Origin of the sequence: Phycicoccus avicenniae (assembly GCF_018139485.1) — a bacterium.
Classification (GTDB): Bacteria; Actinomycetota; Actinomycetes; order Actinomycetales; family Dermatophilaceae; genus Phycicoccus; species Phycicoccus avicenniae.
In genome coordinates, this window is record NZ_JAGSNF010000024.1 from 16,960 (window position 1) to 35,312 (window position 18,353).

Below are 18,353 nucleotides of genomic sequence, written 5' to 3' on the forward strand. Positions count from 1 at the left end.
TCGTCGGAAGAGGGGGCTCGATGGGTCTCAGCGAGGGTGGGTGGCGCCGTGGTAGACGTCGGCTTCGGTCAGCTGGTTGAGCAGGGTCTCGCCGGATCGGAAGCGACGGACGTTCTCGACGATGATGTCGATGGAGCGTTGCGTCTTGTCCGGCATGCGAGGCGTCATGTGCGGGGTGAGGTAGAAGTTCGGCGCGTCCCACAGACCGGAGTCGGCAGGGAGCGGTTCCGTGGCGAAGACGTCGGACGCCGCCCCGGCGATCCGGCCCGTCCGGAGAGCCTCCTCGAGGGCGCGTTCGTCGACGACCGGGCCGCGGGAGATGTTGACGAGGACGGCCGAGGGGCGCATCCGCTCGAACTGCTCGGTCGAGAAGAGGTGGTGCGTGGCGTCGGTCAGCTGCGTGGCGAGCATGATGACGTCGCACCGGTCGGCCAGGTCCATGACGCTGTCGCCCGAGTCGGTCGTGAGCATCTCGTCGACGAAGTCCGGCACGCCACCGTCCTGCTTCCTCCGGAGCACGACGACGTGCATGCCGAAGGCGCGGCCGAGGCGCGCCATCTCCTGGCCCGTGCGTCCGAAGCCGACGACCCCGAGGGTCTGGCCCCACAGCGCGGGCCGGTGGAAGTAGTCCGGGATGCCCCGCCACGTGCGGTTCGCCTGGTCCCGCTGCAGCTCCTTCGCCTGGTAGGTGAGGCTGAGGGCGAAGAAGAAGCCGTGCTGCGCCAGCGCCGGGGCGGAGCGACCGGCCGAGCCGGAGACGAGGAGTCCCTTCTCGAAGACCTCGGGTCGCGCGGACTTGTTGAGCCCCGAGTGGTCGCAGTGGACCCATGCGAGGTTCGGGGCGTCGAGGTGACGCTGGTCCAGGTCGCCCTCGAGGACGGCGACGTCCGCGGTCCGGAGCACCTCCTCGATCCGGGCGTCGTCCGAGGAGTCCACCCGGACGAGCTCGGCGGGCGCGAAGGCCTCCCGCAGCTGGTCCACCTCGTGCTCCTCGAAGGGGACCGTCGCGAGGACGGTGGTGATCGGACGCTCAGTCGGCATGGGACTCCTCCTCGGGCGGGGCGTCGAGCCCCTCGATACGGATGACGGACAGGGTGTCGATGTCCGGGACGCGGATCTCGAGGCCGCCGTCGGCGTCGCGCTCCATCGGGAGGAGGCGGTCGGTGCGCAGGTCGTGGGCGCGCACCGGACGGCCGACGCGGATCGCGCCACCCGTCACCGGGACGGTGTCGACGAAGTTGTTGCCCAGGATGCCCCCGAGGTTGACGAGATGCACGAGCGTCCCCGTGCGGCCACGTTGGACGGTCACCTCGACGTGCCGGGGCAGGCTGAACCCGAGGGGCACCCGACCTCGGCGCCCGGCGTCGACCGCCAGGGCCACGGCGTCACCGATGACGGAGAGCCCCGTCTCGAGGAAGCCGCGACCGGCCGTCCACGGCAGGACCGTCACCGACCCTCCGCCCTCGGGACGGCTGCGAGCGACGGCGGCGGAGGACCCGACGAGGTTGCCGTGCGCCTTCTCCGGGGGCCCGAAGGGCGCCGGCGGGACGAGGGACATCACGGTCGTCGCGTCGGCGTGGACGTCCATCGGGGACCACGTCCCGACGAGAGGGACGACGGGGGCGCGTGGCGCGCTGCCGGCCGGTGCCGGTCGGACGGCGTACGTCGCGAACGTCTCGGGAGCGGCGAGGGGTGGTCCGAGGAGGCGGGCGGGGTACGACGCCAGCTGCGGGGAGCCGTCGGAACGCACCGCGCTCCGGCCGGTCGTGACGACGGCCCCGCCGGTGCTGACCCACCGGTCTAGGACGGTGACCGTCCGATCCTCCAGTGGGCCGAGGTCCGGGAGCACGACGACGTCGTACCGCTCGAGCAGGTCGTTCGCGTCGGCCGCGCCCAGGTCCCGGGCGCGGAGGACGTCGAACGGGATGTGGCTCTGCTGGAGGGCCAGGTGGATCCCGCGGTACTCGAGGGGGTCCGGACCCTCCTGTCCCCGCTGGGGCACGTCGGGGCGGACGAGGAGGACGTCCGCGGCGGGGACGAGACCGTCGTAGTCCTCCGTGTGCTGCCGGTGGAGGTGGAAGAGCGGTGACACGGCGTCGACGTTGGGGTAGTCGATCGCGCCGGGCTCGCCCATGATGTAGACGGACGGGGTGCCCCCGCGCGCGAGTGTCTGGGCGATGTACTGGCGGTAGTGCGCCGGCTGCTCCGCGGCGAGGCGGTAGGGCATGTCGTAGAACGCCACGGAGTTCGAGAAGACGGGGCGCTCGGGGTGGGCCGTGCGCGCGGCACTGACGTTCTCGGACGTCGCGGACGGCCAGAGAGTACGACCGAGCTCGTTGTTGGCCTCGTGGAAGTAGACGTCCGCGCCGTCACCACGGATGAAACACGCCTCGGGGCGCAGGGAGGAGATGTGCTCGCGGAAGCGCCGGGTCAGGTCCTCGATGGTCGCGGACGCGTACGCGAGCCACGTGCCGTAGGTCGGCGAGGTCCAGTCTGTCGGCATCTCGGTGCCGGGGGCGTAGGCGGAGAACGCGCGTCGGGACGCGTCGTTCTGCGAGACGCCCCGGTAGCGGCCTGCGTAGTCGACCTCGTTGAAGCCGAACCAGTTGAAGAAGAACCCGTCGACGGGGTACCGGGTCGCGACCTCCGTCAGGGCCTCGAACGCCGCCTCCTGGTAGTAGCCCGCGCTGGGGCAGGTGCTCGCGAGCCCCTCGAAGACCTGGTGCTCCCCTTGCGGGTCGACGTACAGCCACTCCGGGTGCCGTGCGGCGACCTCGGGGCCGATCTTGGAGAAGTCCATGCGGGCCACGACCCGGATGCCGCGCTCGTGGGCTGCCGTCACCGCGTCGCCGAGGAGGTCGCCGGAGGGGCGTCCTTCGAGGTGCGGGTTGCGGGTCTGGTGAGGGAGGTCCGTCGGGTAGAAGGACAAGATGCCACCGGCGTTCACGAGCCAGGTGTCCGCGCCGTGGCGCTCGATGGCGTCGAGGGTCGCGTCGACGTCCATCGTGGCGTCGGTCTCGCGCAGGTTCGTCTGGAACACACGGAAGGGATGGCTCCACCACGGCCCCGGGCGGGGGAGGTCGGTCACGGCCGCGGTCGCGGTCGGGGCGGCCGACATCATCCGAGGCCGTTCGTGCGCCGCGCGTGGCGGTAGAGCGTGCCGTGGTCGTCGTCGCCGCCGCCCTGTGCCACGGCCGCGCGAACCACCTGGGTCACGGCGGAGGACAGCGGGAGCGAGAGGGAGGACGCGGCGTCCTCGGCGATGGCGAGGTCCTTGCGGTGCAACGCGAGGCGGAAGCCCGGCGTGACGTCGTCGGCGAGCATCGCCGTCGACTTCCGCTCCAGGACGGTGCTGCCCGCGAGACCCCGCGACAGCACCTCGACGGCCGTCGCGCGGTCGACCCCGTGGTGCTCGAGGAAGACCAGGGCCTCGGACACGAGCTGGATCGTGCCGGCCACGATCATCTGGTTGGCGGCCTTGGTGACCTGGCCCGACCCGGCGTCCCCCATGCGCACGACGGTGCCCATCGCGCCGAGGACGTCGGAGACGGCCTCGATCGTCCGGTCGTGACCGCCGGCCATGACGGAGAGGGTTCCCGCCTCTGCGCCGGACTCGCCGCCGCTGACCGGGGCGTCCACGACCTCCCGGCCCTCCGCGACGAATGCGGCGTGCACCCTGAGCCACTCGGAGGGGGCGATCGTGCTCATGTCCACGTACACGGCGCCCGGGTCGGCCGCCGCGAGGATGCCGTCCTGCCCGAGGGCCACCTCGAGAACCGCCGGGCCGTCGGTGAGCACCGTGACGACGACGTCCGCCCCGGAGACCGCGTCGCGCACGGTGTCGACGACCTCGATCCCACGGGACCGCGCCTCGGCGGCCCGCTCGGGGCGACGGACGTAGGCCCGGACCGGATGGCCGGCCTCGACGACGTTCGCCGCCATGGGTAGGCCCATAACGCCGAGCCCGATGAATCCCACGGAGCTCATGCACCCTCCTCGTTGAGGTATATCGTTTAACTGATTCGAGGACAGTACCTTCTTGGCCCTGCATCTGCAAGGGATCTGTATAGATCGTTCGATTTCCTTCACGGACTCCGGCGGCCGGTGCCGGGCCGGCCGCTCCTGCGGTCGCCGTGTCGACCGTGGCCATCGGGCTAGGCTCGGCGCCATGACGGACCCCGCCGCCTCGCCCGCCCGCACGGACGTCCCGACCCGGTCGCGGAAGGTCGCCCCGCTCGACGTCCTCCGGGGGTTCCTCATCGGGATGGCCGAGCTCGTCCCCGGGGTCTCGGGCGGGACCGTCGCCCTCGTCACCGGGGTCTACGAGCAGCTCATCGCCTCCGCCTCGCACGTCGTCGGCGCCGCCCGGATGCTCGTCACCGGGCCGGACCGGCTGCGCTCGGCGCGCGAGGAGCTGCGCCGCACCGACTGGTGGCTCATCGTCCCGGTGCTCGTCGGGATGGGGCTCGCCGTCGTCACGATGGCCGGGGTCATGACCTCCTTCGTCGGGGGACATCCCGAGCTCGCCCGAGGCCTGTTCCTCGGGCTCGTCGCCGCGAGCATCGCCGTCCCGGTCCGGATGCTGCCGCCCGGCACCCGCCCTCTCGCCGTCGACCTCGTCGTCGTCGCGGCCGCGGTGGCCCTCGCATGGCTGCTCATCGGCCTCGCGGCCGGGGGCGGCAGCCTCGACGCCGCCCCGCCGGTGGTCTTCCTCGTGGCCGCGATCGCCGTGTGCGCGCTCGTCGTGCCGGGGGTCTCCGGCTCCTTCTTCCTCCTCGCCGTGGGGCTCTACACCGTGACGCTCGCCGCCGTCGACGAGCGGGACCTGGGCTACATCGCCGTGTTCGCGCTCGGCGCCGTCGCCGGGCTCGCGAGCTTCGTCCAGCTGCTGCGCTGGTTGCTCGTGCGGCACCGGCGCACGACCCTGCTCGTCATGACGGGCCTCATGATCGGCTCGCTCCGGGCGCTGTGGCCGTGGCAGAGCGGCGGCGACGAGGAGGTCGACGGCCCGGGCTCGCTCGTCGCGCCCTACGCCCCGGTGCTCGGCCCGGTCCTGCTCGCCCTGCTCGGGGTCGCCGTCGTCGGTGTCCTCGTGGCCGTCGAGATCCGCAGCGAGCGCCGCGCCGCCGAGCGGTCCGACACGCACTGAGTGCTCGACGGGGCGTGAGCAGTACCCCACGACCCGTCGAGCACCGGGCCGGTCGGGCCGCCGACAGCGTGGCCGTGCCGACCCGGCGTCAGGGGTGCTCGGCCTGCCAGCGGGTCAGGAGCAGGTCGATGTGCGCCGCCGAGAGGACGTCCTCGGTCGTGCTCACCGCGGCGCCCCGGACGCCGGCGTCGGCGCCGAGCCGGGTGTACTCGATCGTCACGTGGCGGGTCGCGGCGGGCACACCCATCCGGTAGAGGCTCTCCTGGAGCCCCGCGAAGAGCTGGTCGCCGCTGTCGGCGAGGTAGCCCCACACGACGATGACGTCCGGGTTCAGCAGGTTCACCGTGCCGGCGAGCACCGCCCCGATGTGCCGGCCCGCCTCGCGGACCTGTCGACCCGCCTCCACGACACCCTGCTGCGCCAGCTGTGCGACGCCGCGGGCGGAGTCGACCTCGTGGCCGAGGAGCCGGAGGCGCTCCGCGATGGCGCCGCCCCCGGCGACGGCGTTGAGGCAGCCGGTGTTGCCGCACACGCACACGGCGTCGGCCCCGGGCACGGGGGTGTGCCCGATCTCCCCCGCGAGGCCCGACCCGCCGTCGACGATCTTCCCGTCGATGACCACCCCGCACTCCACGACGGTGCCGACCTTGAGCCCGAGGAGGACGCTTGCGTCGGGGTGGAAGGCCCGCTGCTCCGCCATGGCGAGGAGCCCCATGCCGCGGCCGACGGAGACCGGGACGTCGTAGATCTCGCCGAGCCGTTCCGCGACGGGGAAGTCGATCCAGGGTCGGGCCGCCGCGGAGCCGCCCTCGCGTGCGGTCTCGAGCTCGATCCGCCCCGGGACGCCGATCCCGAGCCCGAGGACGTCCGCGCGAGCGCGTCCGGCCGCGACGAGCTGGGCGTCGAGCGCCGTGACGAGGGCTGCCAGCACGCGGTCCGGACCGGCCGTGACGGGGATGTCGGTCGACTCCTCGGCGGCGAGCGGTGCTCCGGCGAGGTCGTAGGCGCCCACCCGGAGCCCGCTCATCCCGATCTGCGCCGAGAGCACGACACCGGCCGCCGGGTTGAAGGCGAGGACGGTGGCCGGACGGCCGCGGCCGGAGACGATCTCGCCGCGGCTGCTGAGCAGGCCGCGGTCGGTGAGGGCCTCGACGCGTTCGGTGACGGTCGAGCGGGCGACGTTCATCGCGGTCGCGAGCTCGGTGATGGTGCTCGCGCGACCGGTCCGGACGAGCTCGAGCACCTCACCCGCGCGGCTCAGCCGGGGTGAGACGACCGGCCGGAGCGGGGAGGGTCCGTCGGTCAGTACCGACGCAGGCGCACTCGCCATCGACGGGCCTCCGCTCGTTCGGCTGCATATCGGTCGGGCAACGATGCTACTCATCCCCATTGACGAGCGCCACCGACGTAAATACGATGATGAGCGATCTAAATAGGATCGACACCTCAACGCAAAGGAGCGTGGGCGCGGTGTTGCGACCAAGAGCACAGGCGGCCGGTGCCGCCGCCATCGGCATGCTCGTCCTGTCGGCCTGCGGCGACGGGTCGGACACGGGATCGGGTTCCGCCGACGGCCAGCAGACCCTCACGGTCTGGACCTACTACACGGCCGGCGGTCAGAACGACGCGCTGGAGCAGCAGAACGCCCTGTGGGCCGAGTCCCACCCGGACGTGACGATCGAGACCGTGCAGATCCCCTTCGAGCAGCTGCCGAGCAAGCTGCTCGCGACGGCCACGACCCAGGACGGCCCGGACGTCGTCCTCGACAACGTCGTCGTCGACTTCCCCACCCTCGCCTCGTCGGGGGTGCTCGCCGACCTCACCGGCTACTGGGACGGCTACGCCGACAAGGACCTCTTCCCCGACTCCGCGGTCTGGAGCTACGAGGACAAGGTCTACAACGTCATGAGCTACACGAACCTCCTCGGGCTCTACTACAACGCCGACATGCTCGAGGAGGCCGGCATCGAGCCCCCCGAGACGATGGAGGAGTTCCAGGCGGCGCTCGAGCAGCTGGCCCCCGACAACGAGGGCAGTGTGCTCGCCGAGTCCGGGGCCCCCACCGTCGAGGGCGCGTGGATGTTCATGCCGCACCTGCTCGGCCAGGGCAAGGACTACTGCACGATGACGGAGGCCGACCTCACGACGAACCTGCAGACCGTGCAGGGCTGGTCGCAGGACGGGGTCATCCCGCGGGAGACCGCGACCTGGGACCAGGCCGACGCGTGGCAGGCGTTCATGAGCGGCGACTACCCCTTCGGCATCAACGGCAACTGGAACCTCGCCGATGCGCGGGGCGCCGACTTCACGATCGGCACCACCCGGTTCCCCGCGGGCCCGGAGGGCAGCCACGTGTTCCCCGGTGGGGAGGCCATCGGCATCGGCGCCTTCGCCGAGGACAAGGACCTCGCCTGGCAGTACGTCGAGGAGGCCTGGATGTCCCAGGAGGCGAGCCTGATCAACTTCGAGGCGTCCGGCCAGATCCCGACCCGGTCCGACCTCGCCGACGACGAGACGATCACGAGCGACGAGCTCGTCCAGCCCTTCGTCGAGGCCGCGAGCGAGACCGGCGCCTGGCCGCTGAACCAGGAGACCGCCGCGATGCAGACCGCCGTCGGTGAGGCCCACAGCGCCGTCATCTCCGGCCAGTCCGAGCCCGCGGACGCGGCCCGGACCGCCATCGAGGCCGTCACCGCGGCGCGCGAGGACGGCGGCGGGTCCTGCTGATGACGGCTCCCCCCGAGACGACCGTCCGACCCGGCGCGGAGGGCTCGGTCGAGTCCCCCGCGCCGGGGCGGTGGCGCCGTTCCCGGGTGCACCTGGGCCCCTACCTGGTGCCCGCCGCCGTCGTCTGCGCCCTGCTCTGCGTCTACCCGCTCGTCCAGATGGGCCGGATGGCCTTCAGCGACGTCGGACCGGCCAACCTCATCGGCGAGTGGACCTTCAGCGGGACGGAGAACATCCGCGAGGTGCTCGGCTCCGACGGCTTCTGGGAGGCGACCCGGGCCACCGGCGTGTTCACCGCCGTCCTCCTCGTCGTCGACCTCACGATCGGCTACGTGGCGGCCCAGGCGCTCGCCCGGCGCGGACGGCTCAGCAGCATCGTGCTGTCGCTCATGGTCTTCGTCTGGGCACTGCCGCCGCTCGTCAGCGGCAGCGTGTGGAAGTTCCTCCTCGCCGGTGACGGGGCGATCAACGCCGTGCTCCAGCTCGTGGGGATCGGCCGGGTCGACTGGCTCAGCGACCCCTCGCTCGCCCTGTGGGCCGTGAGCGGCGTCGCCGCGTGGGCGAGCCTGCCGTTCGCCATCCTCATCATCCGCGGAGGGCTGCTCTCGATCCCCACCGAGGTGCTCGAGGCGGCGTCCATCGACGGGGCCGGACCGATCCGGCGCGCGGTGTCGGTCGTGCTGCCGCTCCTGCGACCGACGCTCATGGTCCTCGTGATCCTCATCGTCCTGTACGCCTTCCGCAGCTTCGACTTCGTCTACGTCATGACGAGCGGCGGACCCGGGACGGTGACGACGACCTTGCCGTTCCTCGCCTACCGCGAGGCCTTCACGACCTACTCGTTCGGGACCGGTGGCGCCATCGCCAGCCTGTCGATGCTCGCGGTCGTCGTCCTCGCGATCCCCTACGTCCTCGGGGTGCGCAAGGAGGAGGGCCAGTGACGAACACCCGCCACTCCGTCGGCACCCGCGTCGTCGTCGTCGCCCTGGGCCTGACCTACCTCCTGCCGCTGCTGTGGATCGTCCTCACCTCGTTCAAGTCGGACCAGGAGGTCCGCTCCAGCCCCAACTCGATCCTGTTCAGCCCGTCCCTCGGCACGTTCACCGACATCGTCGACGCCGCGAGCAGCTCCGTCGTCACGTCGGCGAAGATCGCCGTCTCGGTCACCGTGCTCGTCCTCGCCCTCGCCGTGCCCGCGGCGTACGCGCTCGGTCGGCGCCTCACCTCCCGGTGGAGCCGGGCGAGCGCGTGGTTCCTCGGGATCTTCCTCGTGCTCCAGATGGTCCCTCAACCGATGGCCGTCATCCCGCTGTACGGGATCCTCGCCGACTGGGGGCTCGTGGGGAGCATCTACGGGCTGATCCTCGCCGACGTCGCCCTCATGGCGCCCTTCGCGATCATGCTCATGCGCCCCTTCGTGCTCGCGATCCCGAAGGAGCTGTACGAGGCGGCGGAGATCGACGGGGCGTCGGGCCTGCGGACCTTCCGCAACATCGTCGTCCCGCTGCTGCCGAACGGCATCGCGACCGTCGGCGCGATCGTCTTCATCATCACGTGGGGCGAGTTCATCTACGCGACGACCCTCATGACCGACCCGGCCAACCTGCCGGTGAGCGGCCTGCTCGCGCAGCAGACGTCGCTGTACTCCGTGAGCTGGAACCGGCTCATGGGACTGGCCCTGCTCACCTCGCTGCCCCTGCTCGCCGTCTTCGTCCTCGCCAAGAAGCGGCTCGTCGAGGGGCTGTCCGTCGGGAGCGTCAAGTGAGCACCACCACGCGACCCGGAAGGGGACCCTCGTGCACCGCATGACCATCCTGTACGGCCGGCCGGACGACCCGGCCGAGTTCGACCGGTACTACCGCGAGGTCCACATCCCCATCGCCCGCGGCATGCGCGGGCTCAGCCGGTGGACCCTCACGTGGACCGACACGCAGAACGGCGGGTTCGCCGGCCCCGTGCACCTCGTCGTCGACCTCTGGGCCGAGAGCAAGGAGGCGATGGACGCGGTCCTCGCCTCCGAGGCCGGGCGGGCCGCGTCCGCCGACGTGCCGAACTTCGCCACGGGCGGCGTGACCTTCCTCGAGGGGACCGAGGAGGAGGTGCCCACCGCATGAGCGAGCCCTCCGGGATCTCCGTCGCCGTCGTCGGTCTCGGGTTCGGTGAGGACTTCCTGCCGGTCTACCTCGCCCACCCGCAGGTCCGTGAGGTCGCCGTCGTCGACACCGACGAGCGTCGCCTGACGACCGTCGCCGACCGGTTCGGGGTCGAGGCGCGCTACACCGACGTCGCCGAGATGCTGGCGGACGACCGGTGGGACGCGGTGCACGTCCTGGTCCCCGTGCCGCTGCACGCCGACGTCGCCGTCGCCGTCCTCGAGGCCGGCAAGCACTGCGCCTGCGCGGTCCCCATGGCGCTCGAGCTCGACGACCTCACCCGGGTCGTCGAGGCCGAGCGGGCCAGCGGCAAGCGGTACATGATGATGGAGACGACCGTGTACGGGCGCGAGTACCGGTACGTCCGCGACCAGCTCGACTCGGGGCGGCTCGGCACGGTCACCGGGTACCGGGGGTTCCACCACCAGAACCTCGACGGATACCCCGAGTACTGGCGCGGGTACCCGCCGATGAAGTACTCCACCCACGCCCTCGCCCCGCTGCTCGCCCTGACCGGGACCACCGTCGAGAGCGTCGTGGCCCACGGCTCCGGGACCCTCACCGAGGACCGCCGCGGACGGTTCGACAACCCCTTCCCCGCGGAGAAGGGCCTGTTCACCCTGCGGGGGAGCGACGTCCTCGGGGAGGTCGAGATGTCCTTCTTCCAGGTCGCGAGGCCGTACATCGAGGGCTACGACGTCCACGGCGACCGCGCCTCGGTCGAGTGGCCGGCCGACCACGAGGGACCGCTCGTCGTCCACGACCTGCTCCCCCTCGAGGAGGTGCAGCCGGAGACCGGGCTGCGCGGTCGTCGTGCTCGCACCGACCTCGTCGTGCCTCCCGACGACGTCTCCGACCTCCCGCGCGAGCTCGCTCGCTTCGTCGCCGACTTCGAGGTCGTGCCCGCCGACGGTGGCCCCGCCCTCCACCGCGAGGCGGCGCACGGCGGGTCGCACCCGCACCTCGTCCACGAGTTCGTCAGCGCCATCGTCGAGGACCGTCCCACGGCGATCGACGCGCCGACGGCCGCGGCGTGGACCGCGCCCGGCATCTGCGCGCACGAGTCCGCCCTCGCGGGCGGGGCCCGCGTCGAGGTCCCCCAGTTCCCCACCGGTCGCTCCTGACGGCCATCGAGAGAAGAGGTATCGCATGTACTCGAGAGACGAGGTCCTCGCCCGGCTGCGCGCCGAGGTCGAGGAGAGCCGGCCCGTCGTGGGCGCCGGGGCCGGGACGGGGATCTCCGCCAAGTTCGCCGAGCGGGGCGGGGCCGACCTGATCCTCATCTACAACTCCGGCCGGTACCGCATGGGGGGCCACGGCTCGAACGCCGGGCTCCTCGCGATCGGGGACGCCAACGCGATCGTCCTGGAGATGGGGGAGCGTGAGGTGCTTCCGGTCGTGCAGGACACGCCGGTGATCGCGGGGGTCAACGGGACGGACCCGACGCGGGTGATGCCCCGCTTCCTCGAGACCCTGCGAGCGGCCGGTTTCGCGGGCGTCATCAACTTCCCGAGCCACGGCATCATCGACGGCCGCTGGCGGCAGAGCCTGGAGGAGACCGGGTTCGGCTACGACCGTGAGGTCGAGATGATCCGGCAGGCCTCGGACCTCGGGCTCTTCACGATGGCGTACTCCTTCACGCCGGACGAGGCCTGCCGCATGGTCGAGGCCGGGGTCGACGTCGTCGTCGCCCACATGGGCCTCACGACGGGCGGGTCCATCGGCGCCAAGGACAGCTTCGCGCGCTCGCTCGACGAGTGCGTCGAGGTCGTCAACGCCATCTCCGACGCCGTCGTCCAGCTGCGACCCGACGTCATGGTCGTGAGCCACGGAGGGCCGATCGCGACCCCCGACGACGCGGGGTACGTCCTCGAGCACACCCGCTCGGTCGGCTTCATCGGCGCCTCGAGCATCGAGCGGATCCCGATCGAGGAGCCCATCCGTGAGGTCGTCGCCGCCTTCAAGGACCAGAAGCTCGGGACGGCCCCGTGACCGGTCCCTCGGCGCCGACCGTCGTCGTCGCGGGGGCCTTCGACACCAAGCGCGAGGCCCTGGACCTGCTGTGTGCGCGGCTCCGGGAGCTCGGGTGCGCAGTCCACCGGGTCGACTTCGGCGTGGCGGACCACGCGTCGGACGCCGAGACCACGCCCGAGCGGCTCGCCGCGGCGACGGGCACGACCATGGAGGCCGTCCGGGCCTCGGGCCGGGCCTCGGCCCTCGACACGATGGGGACCGCCGTGGCCGCCGAGGTCGAGCGGCTGCACGGTGCCGGGTCGCTCGACGCCTTCGTCGCCATCGGTGGCTCGGGAGCGGGGACGGTCTTCGGGGCCGTCGCGCCGCGTCTGCCGTTCGGGGTGCCCAAGGTCCTCACCTCGACGATCGTCGCCGGGGACACCCGCGGGTACCTCCAGGGCACCGACGCCGTCCTCGTCTACCCCGTCGTCGACGTCGAGGGGACGAACGGCGTGCTCCGCGACGTCCTGGGGCGGACCGCGGCGACCGCTGCTGCGCTCGCCCACGCCCATCGGACGCGAGAGCCCGCACCGGATCCCGTCGGCGGTCACGTCGCCATGACGATGTTCGGCATCACGACGCGCTGCGTCTCGGCGGCTCGGGAGCGCCTGGAAACGGGTGGCGCCGAGGTGTCCGTCTTCCACGCCAACGGGACCGGCGGAGCCACCCTGGAGCGGCTCGTCTCCGAGGGGCGTGTCGACGCCGTCCTCGACGTCACGACGACCGAGCTCGCCGACCTCGTCGCGGGAGGGACCCTCTCGGCGGGCCCGGACCGGCTCACGGCCGCCGCCCGGCACGGGGTCCCGCAGGTCGTGGTCCCCGGCGCCCTCGACACCGTGAACTTCGGCGCCCCCGCGACGGTGCCCGAGCGGTTCGCGGGCCGGGTGCTGCACCGCCACAACGAGCACGTGACCCTCATGCGGTCCGACGCCGCGGAGAACCGCCGGCTCGGTGAGCTCGTCGCGGAGCGGGTCGGCCTCGCGCCGTCGAGCAGCACCGTCGTCCTGCCGATGGGCGGGTTCTCCGAGCTCGACGCCCCCGGGATGCCCTTCTGGTCCCCCGAGGCCGACGCCGCCTTCCGCGAGGCGTTCCTCTCCCACGTCGACCCGGCCGTCCGGGTCGTCGAGAGCACCGACCACGTCGACGACCCGGCGTTCGCCGCGTTGCTCGTCGCCGAGCTCGACGCCGTCCGGGACCGACGATGACGGCCGCCGCACGGCCGGCCCGCGCAGGGTCCGGGACGGCGACCTGGTTCCCGAGCGACGCCGTCGTCGCGGGAAGCCGCCTGGCTGACCTCTGCCGCCGTGCGGGCGTGCCGGACCGGGCGGCGTTGGACGTCTGGGCACGCGAGGACCCGGTCCGCTTCTGGGACCTCGTGACGTCGTGGATGGGACTGCGGTGGACCCGCGAGCCCGACGTCACCGTCGTCGGGCTCGACCGGCCGGAGGCGGCGCGGTGGTACCCGGGCGGCCGGTTCTCGCTCGTGGACAACACCCTCCAGCGGTGGGCCGAGGACGGCCGCGGCTGCCGTCCGGCCCTCGTGTGGGCCGGGGAGGACGGTGCCGTCGGGCGGATGGACCGGGCCACCCTGCTCGCGGAGTCCGCCCGGGTCGCCGCCGGCCTGCGGACCGCGGGCGTCGCCGTGGGTGACCGGGTCGGGGTCCAGCTCGCCATGACCCCTGAGGTCGCCGTCGTCCAGCTCGCCCTGGCCTGGGTCGGGGCGGTCGCCGTCCCGGTCTTCTCGGGGTTCGGGGCGAGCGCCGTCGCCGACCGCCTGCGCCTCGCCGAGGCACGGGCGCTCGTCGTCGCCGACGGGGTCGTCCGGCGCGGTCGGGTCCGCGACCTGCGGGGGCAGACGGCCGAGGTGCTGGCGGAGGTCGCCTCGCTCGACCTCTGCGTCACGGTCCCGGTCCCGGTCCCGGGCCGGGAGCCGCCGGACCGGCTGCCGCACGAGGTCACCTGGGCCGAGCTGCGGGCCCTGGGGGACGGGGCGGACCCCGGGCCGTCGAGCCACCCGGCCGACCACCCCCTCATGGTCGCCTTCACCTCGGGCACGACCGGACGGCCGAAGGGGATCACCCTCGGGACGGCCGGGTTCTGCGTCAAGGCCGGCAGCGACGCCGCGCTCCTGCTCGACGTCGGCGCCGGCGACGTCGTCGGGTGGGTCACCGACCCCGGGTGGGTCATGCACCCCATCACCCTCCTCGGCGGGCTCCTCGCCGGGGCCACGGTCGCGCTCGTCGACGGTGCGCCCGACCACCCGCACCCGGCCAGGCTCTGGGAGACCGTCGACGCGCTCGGGGTCACGGTCCTCGGCGTCTCGCCGACCCTCGTCCGGGGTCTCGCGGCGTGCGGCGGCGAGCCCCGGGCGGTGCCCGGAAGCCTGCGGGTGCTCGCCTCGAGCGGTGAGCCGTGGACCGAGGACGCGTACGCCTGGCTCTTCGAGCGGGTCGGCGGAGGGCGGCTCCCGGTCGTCAACTACTCCGGCGGCACCGAGGTCTCGGGCGCCATCCTCAGCAACACGGTGACCGAGCCGATCGAACCGTGCGCGTTCGCGGGACCCGTCCCCGGGATGGGGGCGGCGCTCGCCGACACCGGGGGGAACCCCGTCGTGTCGGGTCCCGGGGAGCTCGTCCTGACGTGTGCCTCACCCGGGATGCCGCTGGGCTTCTGGGGCGAGCCGGGGCGCTACGAGCGGACCTACTGGGCCGACTGGCCCGGACGCTGGCGGCACGGGGACTGGGCGGAGGTCACCGAGGGCGGCCCGTGGCTCATCCACGGTCGCAGCGACGACACCCTGAAGATCGCGGGCAAGCGGATCGGGCCCGCCGAGGTCGAGAACGTCGCCAACGCCGTGGACGGCGTCCTCGAGTCGGCCGCCGTCGGCGTGCCGGACCCGGTCAAGGGGAGCGCGCTCGTCGTCTTCGCGCGCACGGCCCTCGACACCGAGCCGGACCCGGTCCGTGAGGCGGTCCTCACCGCCGTCGGCGCACGGCTCGGCCGTGCCCTCACGCCGTCCGCGGTCCACGTCGTCGAGGACCTCCCACGCACCCGGAGCGGCAAGATCCTGCGCCGACTCGTCCTCGACGCGTACCTGGGTCGTGCCGTCGACGCCGACCAGCCGAGCCTCGCCAACCCCGGGGCCCTCGACGCCGTGCGGGGCCCGCGATGAGCCTGCGGGGGGTCGCCGCCGTCGTGGGCGTCGCCGAGCTGCCGCCCCGTCGGGAGTCGCCGGGCGAGACGGGGCTGGGGCTCATCGGTCGGGTGGCGGCCGAGGCCGTGCGCGACGCGGGTCTCGAGCCGGGCGCCGTCGACGGGCTGTTCGTCGGCACCCAGGTGGGCGAGACCCCGCAGCACGTCGGGGTGACCGTGGCCGAGTACCTGGGGCTGGCGCCTCGGGTCGCCGAGCTCGTCGACCTCGGCGGGGCGAGCGGGCCCGGGATGGTCTGGCGCGCGGCCGCTGCGATCCAGGCCGGGATGTGCACGACCGCCCTGTGCGTGCTGTCGGCCGCCCGGGACCCCGGCCGTCCCCTCCGCGCGACCAACCGCAACCCGATCCGGGAGCACGACGTGCCCCACGGGGCGAGCGGGGCGAACACCTCCTACGCGTGGATCGCGCAGCGCTACCTGCACGAGTTCCGCCGGTCGCCCGCGGACCTCGCGCTCGTCCCGGTGCTCGAGCGCCGCAACGCGATGCTCAACCCGGACGCGATCTTCCACGGCCGCGAGATCACGGTCGAGGACGTCCTCGCCTCGCCGATGATCAGCGACCCCCTGCACCTGCTCGACATCGTCATGCCGTGCGCCGGGGCGGCCGCGGTCGTCGTCACCTCCGCGGCCGCGACCCGGTGGTCCCCTCACTGGCCGGTCCTGCTGCGCGGGGCCGGCGAGCGTGTCACGCACCGGGCGGTGAGCCAGGCGCCGACGCTCACGAGCTCCCCGCTGCGCGCCGCGATCGCGGACGCCTACGCCATGGCCGGCGTGGGGCCCGGCGACCTCGACGTGCTCTCGCTCTACGACTGCTACTCGGTCCTGGTCCTCGTGACGCTCGAGGACGCCGGGCTGTGCGCTCCCGGCACCGCCGCGGACTGGTTGGCGGACCACGACGTCTCGCACCGGGGCGAGGTCTCGCTCAACCCCCACGGAGGTCAGCTGGCCTGCGGGCAGGCGGACCTCGCGGGCGGGATGGGCCACGTCGTCGAGGCCGTCCGCCAGCTGCGCGGCGGCGCCGGTGAGCGGCAGATGGCAGACCCCCGGCTCGCGCTCGTCACCGGGAACGGGGCGACGATGGGTGAAGAGGTCGCGCTCGTCCTGGAGGCCGCCGGATGAGCGATCCCGCCCGCCCGTCGAAGCCCGGGCCGACCCCCAACCCCGAGTCCGCGCCGTTCTGGGACGGGCTGGCCGAGGGTGTCGTGCGGGTGCAGCAGTGCGACGCCTGCGGCCGGCGCCAGCACTACGCCCGCTCCGTGTGCTCGCAGTGCTGGTCCGAGGACCTCACGTGGGTGGAGGTCGCCGGCACCGGACGGGTCCACACGTGGACGGTCGTGCACCGTGCGGGGCACCCCGCCTGGGCGGGAGACACCCCGTACGCGGTCCTCGTCGTCGAGCTCGACGCGGGCCCCCGCCTCGTCACCGCCCACGAGGGAGACCTCGACGCCCTGGCCGTGGGGATGCCCGTCCGCCTGCTCGCCCGCCCCCGGGGGGAGACCCACGTCGTCGTCGCCGTCACCACCACCGAGAAGGAGCCGTCATGACCGCATGGACCGACAGGATGCCCGCCGTGGGCGACCGCGCCTCGCTCTCCCGCGAGGTCGGCCCGGACGACATCGGGCTGTTCACCCGGATCAGCGGGGACCGCAACCCGCTGCACTACGACGAGGAGGCGGCGCGGAACAGCCGGTTCGGCGAGATCGTCGTCCAGGGCGGCGTGACGAGTGCCATCCTCAACGCCGTCGTCGCGGAGGAGCTGCCCGGGCCCGGGACGGTGTTCCTCGAGGTCGCCTGGTCCTTCAAGGCCCCCGTGCGCCCCGGTGACACGATCACCGGGGAGGTCGAGGTGTCCGCGGTCCGCGACGACAAGCCGATCACGTCGCTGCTCACGAGGGTCCTGCGGGGCGACGGCACGGTCGTCCTCGAGGGCACGGCGGTCTGCTACACGATGGACGTCTGATGCGCGCGGCCACGGACGAGGACGTCGTGCTCCTCGGCGGGGCGCGCACGGCGGTCGGCCGCATGGGTGGCCGGCTGGCGGACGTCGGGGCGACCGCGCTGGGGGCCCGGGCCGTCCGTGCGGCCCTGACCCGGCTCGGGGACCCCGAGGTCGACTCCGTCGTGCTCGGCACGGTCGTGCAGGGCGGGACGGGTCAGAACCCCGCGCGCATCGCCGCGACCGCGGGTGGGGTGCCGCGGACCGTCCCGGGCATCACGCTCAACGACGTCTGCCTCGCGAGCATGAGCGCCGTCGCGTACGGCGCCCACCAGCTGAGGGCGGGGGAGGCCCGCCGGGTGCTCGTCGGAGGGTTCGAGTCGATGAGCCGCGCCCAGCGATCCCCGGTCGACCTCCTCGTCCGTGACGGCTTGTGGTGCGCGCTCGAGGACGTCGGGATGGGGGAGCTGAGCGACGCGGAGAACCGCCGGCTCGGTATCGACCGGCCGGCGCAGGACGAGGTCGCGCTCGCGAGCCACGAACGTGCGGCGGCCGCGACGGACTCCGGCCGGCTGGGCGAGGAGATTCTCGACGGCTCCGGCGGCGAGGCCGACGAGGGGATCCGGAGGGGAACCTCGGCGACGGCGCTCGCGGGACTGGCGCCCGTCTTCGGTGAGGACGGCACGATCACGGCCGGCAACGCGTCGCAGATGTCGGACGCGGCCGCGGTGGGGGTGCTCGGCACCGCCGGACGGTCGCGGGCCGACGGGCACACCCCCCTCGCGCGCGTGGTCGGCTCCGCCGTCGTCGCCGGTCGCACCTCGAGCCTCCACGAGCGCCCGGCGGAGGCGGCTCGTCTGCTCCTCGAGCGAGAGGGGCTGACGCCGGGGGACGTCGACGTCTGGGAGGTGAACGAGGCGTTCGCGGGCGTCGTGGTCGCCACCGAGCGCTCGCTCGGCGTCGAGCACGACCGGGTCAACGTCAACGGTGGGGCGATCGCGCTCGGGCATCCCCTCGGGGCCAGCGGCTTCCGCCTCGTGCTCACCCTCGCGCACGAGCTGCGCGCCCGGGGGGGCGGCCTCGGGGTGGCGACGATCTGCGGCGGCGGCGGGCAGGGGCGCGCCGTCCTCCTCGAGGGGACGTGACCACCGTGGGGCTGTCGGGC

At 73.3% G+C, this 18,353-nt stretch carries 17 protein-coding genes; 13 read left to right on the top strand and 4 right to left on the bottom strand.

All coding sequences use genetic code 11. The features are described from left to right. Positions 1 to 27 precede the first annotated feature (27 nt). The 3 genes from KC207_RS16020 to KC207_RS16030 form a co-directional block, all read right to left on the bottom strand. Positions 28 to 1,041, bottom strand: a complete 1,014-nt coding sequence (locus tag KC207_RS16020; protein ID WP_211604331.1) for a D-2-hydroxyacid dehydrogenase — start codon at positions 1,039 to 1,041, stop codon at positions 28 to 30. After that, the gene (locus tag KC207_RS16025) at positions 1,031 to 3,040 is read right to left on the bottom strand and encodes an alpha-amylase family protein (RefSeq protein ID WP_211604332.1); all 2,010 of its coding nucleotides are present in this window, start codon (positions 3,038 to 3,040) and stop codon (positions 1,031 to 1,033) included. The genes KC207_RS16020 and KC207_RS16025 overlap by 11 nt, the downstream gene beginning before the upstream one ends. A gap of 77 nt (positions 3,041 to 3,117) precedes the next feature. Further along, the gene (locus KC207_RS16030) at positions 3,118 to 3,987 is read right to left on the bottom strand and encodes an NAD(P)-dependent oxidoreductase (protein ID WP_211604333.1); all 870 of its coding nucleotides are present in this window, start codon (positions 3,985 to 3,987) and stop codon (positions 3,118 to 3,120) included. Positions 3,988 to 4,168: 181 nt separating this feature from the next. Here KC207_RS16030 and KC207_RS16035 point away from each other — a divergent pair, with 181 nt between their 5' ends. Beyond that, positions 4,169 to 5,149, top strand: a complete 981-nt coding sequence (locus KC207_RS16035) for a DUF368 domain-containing protein (RefSeq protein ID WP_211604334.1) — start codon at positions 4,169 to 4,171, stop codon at positions 5,147 to 5,149. A gap of 88 nt (positions 5,150 to 5,237) precedes the next feature. Here the strand turns inward: KC207_RS16035 and KC207_RS16040 are convergent, their stop codons facing one another. Beyond that, on the bottom strand, positions 5,238 to 6,479 hold the full coding sequence (locus KC207_RS16040) for an ROK family transcriptional regulator (protein WP_211604335.1): 1,242 nt from the start codon (positions 6,477 to 6,479) through the stop codon (positions 5,238 to 5,240). A gap of 59 nt (positions 6,480 to 6,538) precedes the next feature. Here KC207_RS16040 and KC207_RS16045 point away from each other — a divergent pair, with 59 nt between their 5' ends. From KC207_RS16045 to KC207_RS16100, 12 genes are read left to right on the top strand one after another with little or no spacing between them, the layout of a single operon-like run. Continuing rightward, positions 6,539 to 7,876, top strand: a complete 1,338-nt coding sequence (locus KC207_RS16045; RefSeq protein ID WP_211604336.1) for a sugar ABC transporter substrate-binding protein — start codon at positions 6,539 to 6,541, stop codon at positions 7,874 to 7,876. Further along, on the top strand, positions 7,876 to 8,817 hold the full coding sequence (locus KC207_RS16050) for a carbohydrate ABC transporter permease (RefSeq protein WP_211604337.1): 942 nt from the start codon (positions 7,876 to 7,878) through the stop codon (positions 8,815 to 8,817). The genes KC207_RS16045 and KC207_RS16050 overlap by 1 nt, the downstream gene beginning before the upstream one ends. Further along, entirely contained in the window at positions 8,814 to 9,641 is an 828-nt protein-coding gene (locus KC207_RS16055) for a carbohydrate ABC transporter permease (RefSeq protein WP_211604338.1), read from the top strand. The genes KC207_RS16050 and KC207_RS16055 overlap by 4 nt, the downstream gene beginning before the upstream one ends. A gap of 40 nt (positions 9,642 to 9,681) precedes the next feature. Further along, complete coding sequence (locus KC207_RS16060) at positions 9,682 to 9,990, top strand: EthD family reductase (RefSeq protein WP_249138810.1); 309 nt, start codon at positions 9,682 to 9,684, stop codon at positions 9,988 to 9,990. After that, positions 9,987 to 11,153: a Gfo/Idh/MocA family protein gene (locus KC207_RS16065; protein WP_211604340.1), complete on the top strand. Its 1,167-nt coding sequence runs from the start codon at positions 9,987 to 9,989 to the stop codon at positions 11,151 to 11,153. Before KC207_RS16060 ends, KC207_RS16065 begins: the two co-directional genes overlap by 4 nt. Positions 11,154 to 11,178: 25 nt before the next feature. Next, on the top strand, positions 11,179 to 12,021 hold the full coding sequence (locus tag KC207_RS16070) for a phosphoenolpyruvate hydrolase family protein (RefSeq protein ID WP_211604341.1): 843 nt from the start codon (positions 11,179 to 11,181) through the stop codon (positions 12,019 to 12,021). Continuing rightward, a complete protein-coding gene (locus KC207_RS16075) occupies positions 12,018 to 13,247 on the top strand; it encodes a Tm-1-like ATP-binding domain-containing protein (protein ID WP_211604342.1) in 1,230 nt (409 codons plus the stop codon). Before KC207_RS16070 ends, KC207_RS16075 begins: the two co-directional genes overlap by 4 nt. Continuing rightward, positions 13,244 to 15,214: an AMP-binding protein gene (locus tag KC207_RS16080; RefSeq protein ID WP_211604343.1), complete on the top strand. Its 1,971-nt coding sequence runs from the start codon at positions 13,244 to 13,246 to the stop codon at positions 15,212 to 15,214. Before KC207_RS16075 ends, KC207_RS16080 begins: the two co-directional genes overlap by 4 nt. Continuing rightward, positions 15,211 to 16,371 (top strand): thiolase family protein, encoded by a 1,161-nt coding sequence (locus KC207_RS16085; protein WP_211604344.1) that lies wholly within the window; start codon positions 15,211 to 15,213, stop codon positions 16,369 to 16,371. Before KC207_RS16080 ends, KC207_RS16085 begins: the two co-directional genes overlap by 4 nt. Next, positions 16,368 to 16,796 (top strand): Zn-ribbon domain-containing OB-fold protein, encoded by a 429-nt coding sequence (locus tag KC207_RS16090; protein ID WP_211604345.1) that lies wholly within the window; start codon positions 16,368 to 16,370, stop codon positions 16,794 to 16,796. Before KC207_RS16085 ends, KC207_RS16090 begins: the two co-directional genes overlap by 4 nt. Then, positions 16,793 to 17,212 (top strand): MaoC family dehydratase, encoded by a 420-nt coding sequence (locus KC207_RS16095; protein ID WP_211604346.1) that lies wholly within the window; start codon positions 16,793 to 16,795, stop codon positions 17,210 to 17,212. The genes KC207_RS16090 and KC207_RS16095 overlap by 4 nt, the downstream gene beginning before the upstream one ends. Next, positions 17,212 to 18,333 (top strand): thiolase family protein, encoded by a 1,122-nt coding sequence (locus KC207_RS16100; RefSeq protein ID WP_211604347.1) that lies wholly within the window; start codon positions 17,212 to 17,214, stop codon positions 18,331 to 18,333. The genes KC207_RS16095 and KC207_RS16100 overlap by 1 nt, the downstream gene beginning before the upstream one ends. Positions 18,334 to 18,353 lie beyond the last annotated feature (20 nt).

What these genes read in the sequence shown, in the direction of transcription:
- KC207_RS16020 (WP_211604331.1), bottom strand. Translation starts at nt 1,041, where the DNA reads ATGCCGACTGAGCGTCCGATCACCACCGTCCTCGCGACGGTCCCCTTC.
- KC207_RS16030 (WP_211604333.1), bottom strand. Translation starts at nt 3,987, where the DNA reads ATGAGCTCCGTGGGATTCATCGGGCTCGGCGTTATGGGCCTACCCATG.
- KC207_RS16035 (WP_211604334.1), top strand. Translation starts at nt 4,169, where the DNA reads ATGACGGACCCCGCCGCCTCGCCCGCCCGCACGGACGTCCCGACCCGG.
- KC207_RS16040 (WP_211604335.1), bottom strand. Translation starts at nt 6,479, where the DNA reads ATGGCGAGTGCGCCTGCGTCGGTACTGACCGACGGACCCTCCCCGCTC.
- KC207_RS16050 (WP_211604337.1), top strand. Translation starts at nt 7,876, where the DNA reads ATGACGGCTCCCCCCGAGACGACCGTCCGACCCGGCGCGGAGGGCTCG.
- KC207_RS16060 (WP_249138810.1), top strand. Translation starts at nt 9,682, where the DNA reads ATGACCATCCTGTACGGCCGGCCGGACGACCCGGCCGAGTTCGACCGG.
- KC207_RS16065 (WP_211604340.1), top strand. Translation starts at nt 9,987, where the DNA reads ATGAGCGAGCCCTCCGGGATCTCCGTCGCCGTCGTCGGTCTCGGGTTC.
- KC207_RS16070 (WP_211604341.1), top strand. Translation starts at nt 11,179, where the DNA reads ATGTACTCGAGAGACGAGGTCCTCGCCCGGCTGCGCGCCGAGGTCGAG.
- KC207_RS16080 (WP_211604343.1), top strand. Translation starts at nt 13,244, where the DNA reads ATGACGGCCGCCGCACGGCCGGCCCGCGCAGGGTCCGGGACGGCGACC.
- KC207_RS16085 (WP_211604344.1), top strand. Translation starts at nt 15,211, where the DNA reads ATGAGCCTGCGGGGGGTCGCCGCCGTCGTGGGCGTCGCCGAGCTGCCG.
- KC207_RS16090 (WP_211604345.1), top strand. Translation starts at nt 16,368, where the DNA reads ATGAGCGATCCCGCCCGCCCGTCGAAGCCCGGGCCGACCCCCAACCCC.
- KC207_RS16095 (WP_211604346.1), top strand. Translation starts at nt 16,793, where the DNA reads ATGACCGCATGGACCGACAGGATGCCCGCCGTGGGCGACCGCGCCTCG.
- KC207_RS16100 (WP_211604347.1), top strand. Translation starts at nt 17,212, where the DNA reads ATGCGCGCGGCCACGGACGAGGACGTCGTGCTCCTCGGCGGGGCGCGC.